The organism is uncultured Anaerococcus sp. (assembly GCF_963512375.1).
GTDB lineage: Bacteria > Bacillota > Clostridia > Tissierellales > Peptoniphilaceae > Anaerococcus.
The window spans coordinates 47,762-54,875 of the sequence record NZ_CAUPMI010000015.1 but is presented as its reverse complement, the minus strand read 5'-3'; the positions used below and the strand labels follow the sequence as shown (position 1 = coordinate 54,875).

At 35.3% G+C, this 7,114-nt stretch carries 5 protein-coding genes; 2 read left to right on the top strand and 3 right to left on the bottom strand.

Annotated elements, in window-relative coordinates:
- Positions 1-635: 635 nt before the first annotated feature.
- On the bottom strand, positions 636-986 hold the full coding sequence (locus tag RRB46_RS07495; RefSeq protein ID WP_311538060.1) for a PBECR2 nuclease fold domain-containing protein: 351 nt from the start codon (positions 984-986) through the stop codon (positions 636-638).
- Between the two features lie 153 nt (positions 987-1,139).
- Between RRB46_RS07495 and RRB46_RS07490 the strand changes: the two genes are divergently transcribed.
- On the top strand, positions 1,140-1,502 hold the full coding sequence (locus RRB46_RS07490; protein ID WP_311538059.1) for a hypothetical protein: 363 nt from the start codon (positions 1,140-1,142) through the stop codon (positions 1,500-1,502).
- Positions 1,503-1,586: 84 nt separating this feature from the next.
- On the opposite strand, the gene RRB46_RS07485 is transcribed toward RRB46_RS07490, so the two are convergent.
- Both RRB46_RS07485 and RRB46_RS07480 read right to left on the bottom strand, forming a co-directional pair.
- On the bottom strand, positions 1,587-2,918 hold the full coding sequence (locus RRB46_RS07485) for an alpha-amylase family glycosyl hydrolase (RefSeq protein WP_311538058.1): 1,332 nt from the start codon (positions 2,916-2,918) through the stop codon (positions 1,587-1,589).
- Positions 2,919-2,982: 64 nt separating this feature from the next.
- Positions 2,983-5,259, bottom strand: coding sequence for a zinc-ribbon domain-containing protein (locus RRB46_RS07480; protein ID WP_311538057.1), 2,277 nt, complete (start codon positions 5,257-5,259; stop codon positions 2,983-2,985).
- Positions 5,260-5,585: 326 nt separating this feature from the next.
- Between RRB46_RS07480 and RRB46_RS07475 the strand changes: the two genes are divergently transcribed.
- Positions 5,586-7,070 (top strand): NAD(P)/FAD-dependent oxidoreductase, encoded by a 1,485-nt coding sequence (locus tag RRB46_RS07475; RefSeq protein WP_311538056.1) that lies wholly within the window; start codon positions 5,586-5,588, stop codon positions 7,068-7,070.
- Positions 7,071-7,114 lie beyond the last annotated feature (44 nt).

The window sequence follows — 7,114 nt, the reverse complement described above, 5'->3', positions numbered from 1 at the left end:
AGAAAAGTAAAATTAATTTCCTTTTCTCCTTGACTTTTGTTAGCAGGTTTTTGTGCCTAAAAAACAAACTATATAAGAAAGGATGTAATCCTTTTACCCATAAAGCCCCCTTGATTTGGGGCCTTTATGCCGAAAACTAGTGCACTTAAACATCCATTTATAGACATATCCTGATGAGCTTGAAAAGCGAATCATGGAATGTCTTATGCAAAGCTACTTTGGATGTTTAAGGAGAAAAATCAGTGCGGTAGCACACGTAAATAGCCATTGATTTTGGCTATTTACGCCGAATACAGAGCACGAGAGTGCGAAATAGACCGCAAGGTCGGGTATTCGAAAAGCTTACGGAGTAAGCGGTTTTCTCAGCACGGAAGAGTTTGCGAAGCAAACGGGTTTTCGTACGACCAAATGAAAGCAATCAGTAATGGTTGCTTATTTTTTTATCTAAAAATCAACAATAGAGTCTATAATCTTTAATTTCAAGACAAAGTAAAAGAGTGACCGAAGCCACTCTTATAAATAGTAAAATTAGTTAGTTGAACGGTGTACTCAACATCTCAGATACCCTTTCAGGTGCGGTAGGAACCTTTCTACCCTTAACTAATTTAGTACTATCATTATATCATCTTATAATATTAATGCAAGCTCTTAAGCCTTCCACTATTAATTCTAGACTCCAGTTTAGAGTTTGTTATAATGTACATACTTGCAATATAAAAAAAGCCTTTTTTCTTGTTTAGTTTTACAGCTACTAAAACATTGTCTTCGTAACATTTTACATATTCAAAGCTAGGAGAACTATTCCTGATATTCATACCTACATAATCAGGATTATTAATAATATTATAAAGGTGACTAAAATATTTAATAACATCATTATGGTTTCTTTTAGATATATGTTTATATAATCCTTCTTTTGAATAAATTATCTTATCATTTTCTATCTCTATATTGAATATTTCTTTAATTTCACTGCTAATTTCCACTGTTTACCTCTATTTTTTATATTTACATTATATATACTATATGTGCTTATTTCAATCTTTCTTAATTTTAATCTTCTTGCCTTTTTTAGAGTTTGAAATACAATATTTATATAACTTTGATATCGTTATCATCATTGAATTAAGGAGGTATCTATGAAAAAACTTCTATTTCTACTTTTAACGATTTTTACCATAACAGCTTGTTCTAATAGTACAAATAACAACGAAATTAATAAGGATCCTAATGAGAATGTAAAGTGGGATTTGATTCCTATGATCGTTATTAATGATAAGCTCTATTTATATTCAGGAGAAAAGAAAATCTACGATGAGGTGACAGATTTTGATGGAGAAATTGATTCTGAAGTTGAAAGTACTTCAAAACCCACTAAAGACAACCAATCAAATTTCGGCACAGGTTTCAAATATAAAATCCTAGATGGAGGAAAAACCATTAATCTTTACATAGATGATAATAAGATGATAATTTTTAAGTTGGAAGAAGACAGGAATTAGCCAATTCTATCCTAAAATATTTTTAAATAAAAACACAAGCTAGGCAAAAATTCCTTGGCTTGTGTTTTCTAATTTCATGAGTTTTTATAATTTTATTAATAGGGCCTGGTAGGCATCTAAGATTTCTGGCTCGTAGTCTTGGTTGTTATTTAGGATAACTTCCCCATCTTCCATCATCGCTGAGATTTTTTCATCTAGTTCGTAAAAATCATCTGTTAGGTTTATTAGGATTAGATAAGTTGTGTCCTTGTAGGATTTTTTGTAGACATAGACTGAATCATCGAGGAAGATTTTTTTGTAATCTCCTAGACCAAAGGCTGATTCTCTTTTTCTTAGCATTATTAATTCGTTTAGGTAAAAGATGAAGGAGTCAGCATCTTTTAGGTAGTCTTTATAATTATTGTCTAGATTTACCATGTCTCCATAATAATTTTCTACTTTTGAAAAACCACCTAGGGCTGTGCTGTCCCATCTCATTGGAAGCTTACTTGATAAATTTGTTTCCCTTTTGGTTTTCTCTATAGCTTCTTCTTTACTAAGACCACTTTCTAAGAATTTTTCATAGGCTTCTTTGATTTCTGAATCTTTTATCTTTTCTATATCAAGCTCATATTCTGCCTTAGCTTCTATTTCTTCGCCTTGGTAGAAGATTGGAACTATGCCCATTGTTATCATCATTATGGCTAGGGCCTTGGATAAGGCTAGGGTGTCGCCTGTCTCTCCTAAGATTTTATCCATTATTCTTGGGTAAGATGTATTTGTAAGGTCTAGACCATAGTGGATGTCCTTATCCTTTATATTGTTTTGCAAGCTATCTAGAAGCTTATAAAATTTGCCATAGGAATTTTTCTCTATGAGATCACTTGCCTTTGAATAGTAGACCATATCTAGGAGGCTGTCATCTTTTATTAAGTCTAGGTCAGCTATTTCTCCTACAAATAGGATTTCTTGGTCAAGACATATTTGCCTTAGGCTTTTTAGGATTTTTTCAAACTTATCTTGGTAGATTTCTTTTAGATAGTCTGCTTCTAAGATCCTTAGGCCCCTTATGCCTAATTCGTGGTATTTTTTTATTATCTTTTCAAATTCATCTATAAAATTATCTTGACCAAAACTTTCTATTAAGTCCTTACTTTCAAAATCTAAAATTATTTTTATCCTATTTTTCTTTGCCTTCCAATAAAGATTTACTATAGCCTTTTCATCTCCTAAAATTGGATTTATTTGGCTAAAGTCTGTTTTCCCATCTTTCTTCCCAAAGATTTTGCTTACAAATACGTAGTTAAAACCTACCTGGCCTAGGATTGACATCTTGCTTGCTAGGCCATTTATATCCCCGATTCCATCATCGTTTGAGTCGAGGAAGCTTTCTAGATATACTTGATAATAAGTTGATTTTAGTTCTTTATTTTGCATTTATTTCCTCTTTTTATTTTGTATTTTAAAAGGAAATACAGCTTGACCATATTTCCTTTTATACTTAAAAGTTTTGTATTTTTTGGAAGCTTGTTTGTCTAAATTCGCCTTGTTCTTCGGCCTTTAGGCTTCCATTGTCATAGGTTAAGCTTATTGGAGTATCTACATTTATACCCTTGATGCTTGCAGATACCTTGTTGCCATCTAAGCTGTAAGAGCCTGTGTGGACTGCCTTATCTATTTGGTATACCAAGCTTCCATCAGCCTTTAGGGATAGCCTTTGGTTATCTGCTTGATATTCTCCAACTGCCCCATCGCTTGTAGCAAAGTGCTGGTTGACATCAGTTTTGTTATCCTGGGTGACTGTCAAGCCTTCTAGAGCACCTCCCACATGGGCTAGGACCTTGTCAATAAAGCCAAAGCCTTGGTATTCAATTTGATAATATTTATATTCGCTTTCTATAAAGAATTTGTGGAATATCTGATTATCTGTTGTTTGTGGTCCGCCAGTGAAGAATTTACCATCTCCATCTTTCTTCTTGCTTACATTTTGATATTCTACAAAGGTGTAATATTTGAAATTACCCTGGTAGTTGACATCAGCTAGTTTTTCTGATGTGCTTACTTCATAAATCAAATATACCCTGTTTTTGATTTCAGCATTTTGATCTTCATTAAAACCTGTAAATGAACCGAGATATTCGATATTATCTACATTTATAAGGTTTTTATAAAGAATTGTTTGCTTGATAAGATCACCTGCCTTGGCTTTCATATCGCCAAGCATGGCCTCATCTAGGTTGGCTGTTGATTTTATAAAGTCTGAAGAGCTATCATCAGAAGCTTCTTGACTTGAAGTAGCTTTGAAGGTCTTACTTGTTGGGTTTAATTTTACCTTGTAGGTCTCTTCAAGCTGGTCAGGGTTGAAGTTTAGTTTTACTTCTACATCTTCTCCATCGCTTATGCCACTTGTCTTAGCTGGTGCTACTTCTATGGTGTGCATGTATTCTGGAGCCCCATCTTTTAGGCTTGTTGTTAGGGTTATATCTGGGCTCTTTCCTTCAAATTTGACATCTATATACTCAAATAGATCGACTTCTCCACCCTCTTGGTTAGCTTGCTCTGGATTATTAGGGTTACTTCCCCCTATGCCTTCGACAATTACAGGTTTTGAGGCTGATGTAATCTGGACATTGTACTTATCTGACAACTTTATATTGTCTAGGTTTGCCATGATTGTTATCTCATCACCATTTGATAGGCCCTGGTCTTTTGAATATTGGAAAATAGCGTTATTTGCCAAATCCGCCGCAAATTCATGGGCTGGGGTCGGATAGGAGTCCTTGTTATTATCCCTTGAGATATATTTTATCTTATCTTGATAATCTCCTATTAGCTTATCTTGGTCGATTCCTGCCTTTGGTATGCCCGATCCATCTTCACCTTCATAGGAAACTGTTATATAATCGCTTAGGTTAAGGCCAATATATTCTACCTTGTGGAGCTTCATATATAAGAGGCTTCCCAAAACTGCAATTAAAAGGACTACTACCGCTATGATTATATTTCTATTTGTAAAGTATTTTTTGAAATCAAAGGATTTGCCTTCTTTTTTGCCCTTTTCTGGCTCATGGACTTCTTCCTTGACTTCTTCTACTGGAACTAGGCTTTTTTCCTTAAGAGGCCTTGCTGCTGCAGTCCTGTCTTTGAGACTGCCTAAAGATTGTTCCCTATCAAACTTCCTCTTCCTATCTTGGATCCTTCTGATTCCAGCAGATACGGTTATATTTGATAACTGAACAGACTCATCCCCAATTAGTCTATCTAATTTCTCTTCAAGGTCGTCCTTACCCATTTTTGTATTCTTATCTATATAAAAATTAGAATGATCTTTTTTGGCTTTTTGGTTGCGAGAGACCTTATCTTGGACCTCTTCTATAACCGACCTCTGATTGGCCTTTTGCTTAGATTCCCCAAAGTTTTCAAGCCTTCTGCTAGACTTATCCATCCTATCGATTGGACCTAGGTCTTGTTTTTTCATAACCTGTTTGTCTTTGAGGATTTCTTCCTTAATAATTTTTCCCTCATCAGACGCATCTTTTATAGGGCTTGGCTCTTCTGGCTTTGTATTTACATCCTTGCTTTCTTCTGGAGCTTCTTCCGGCTTAGGTTTTGATTTATTTGTAAATTTCTTAAATTTGTCCGCAAATATATTTGACTTTTTGATATTTTCCGAGTCCCTAGCTGGACTAGACTTATCGTTTTTTTCTAGCTTATTGCCACAAACAGGGCAAAATTTGCTATCATCATCTATATTTGCACCGCAATGGTTACATTTCATATCATTTCTCCTATTATCTTATATATAATATACTTTTAAAAGTTGAATTATAAACTTAATTAGCTAGTAAATAGGATTTTTTGTAAAAACTTTATCTATTTTCCCAATTTTTTACAAAAATACAATAGTTTCTATAAGAAAATCAAGTTATTGTCTAGCTTGAATTTGATTTTGCCTTGTGATATAATGTAGAAAAGGTTTGCATAATATTTAGAGATGAGAGCGGTTAATATTTATCGCTCTATTTTTGTCTTTAAATCAGATTTTAAAGTCTTATTAGTAAATTAAATTTTAGAACTAGTAAGGTTTTATAGAAAGGATTTTTTATGTATGATGTTATAATTATTGGCGCCGGTGTCACAGGGGCAAGTATCGCTAGGAGATTATCTGCCTACAAGCTTGATGTCCTAGTCCTAGAAAAGGAAAATGATGTCTCAATGGGCGCTTCCAAGGCCAATTCAGCCATAGTCCATGGTGGCTATGCCGAGCCCCACCACGAGCTTAGGGGCCGTATCTGCTATGAGGGTAGAAAGGAATTTAAGAAGCTTGATGAAGAACTAAATTTTGGATTTTTAGAAAACGGATCTCTCGTCCTTGCCTTCGATGAAGAAGATGAGAAGGAACTTGAAAAACTCATGGCTATTGGCCTTGAAAATGGCCTTGATGATATAGAAATTATTGACCAAGAAAAACTAAGAGAAATCGAGCCAAATGTTTCTGAAAATGCCACATCTGCCCTATATTGTAAGGGCGCTGGCGTTTGCTCGCCTTACGAATATGTCATAGCCCTAATGGAAAATGCCATTTCAAACGGAGTTGAACTTAGGCTTGAGGAGAGGGTCTCAGAAATTAGTAAAGATGGGGATATATTTACCGTAAGTACTGAATCTGGCAAGAACTTTGAAGGAAAATTTGTAATAAATGCCTCAGGGCTTGAGGGAGCTAGGGTATCTGAAATGATTACAGAAACAGACTTTACCATCCACCCTAGATCTGGCGAATACCTTATAATGCAAAAGGGAACTGGGGCTAGAATTAAACAGGTCCTCTTCCAAACCCCAAGTCCAAAATCCAAGGGAATCCTCGTTACAAGGACCTATCACAACAACCTCCTCCTAGGTCCAGATGCAATTGATGAGGAAGAAATCGACAGGGGCACCCACATAGAAAGGCTTGCCCAAATCTATGACCTAGCCAAAAAATCTGTAAAAGATGACGTGATTAACCTTAAGGAATTTATCAGGTCCTTTACCGGTCTAAGACCTGCCTCATCTACAGGCGACTTTATAATTGAAAATAGCAAGACAAGTGGTTTTATAAATGCAGTAGGCATCCAATCTCCAGGTATCACTTCATCCCCTGCAGTGGCAAGAATCCTCGAAGATATCCTAAGAGATTTGGGCCTAGTATTTGAAGAAGACCCTGATTTTAACCCTAATAGAAAGGCAATTATTAAATATAAAGAACTTGAAGACTTCAACAAGGTCATAAAAAAGGTAGACCTTCCTCTAGGCGATCCTGAAAGGCTTGTTTGCAGGTGCGAGCAGGTAAGTGAGAAAACCATTAGAGATGCTATGAACCGTGGCATCCCTTGCAAGAGCTTTGATTCAATCAAAAGAAGAACCAGGGCTGGCATGGGCTTTTGCCAGGGATCATTTTGCAGGTCTAGGGTAATAGAGGTCATGGAAGATGAGCTAGGCAAAAAAGTTGAGTCTGATAGGTTTGACTCAGAGCACTCTGGCATAAGCAGAGTCAACAAGGTTGACATAAATAAATTCATCAAAAGCCTAGAAGAAGAAAAAAATATATAAAAAATTTGCAATAAATAAAAGCCTGTGATATAATATAAATGTAA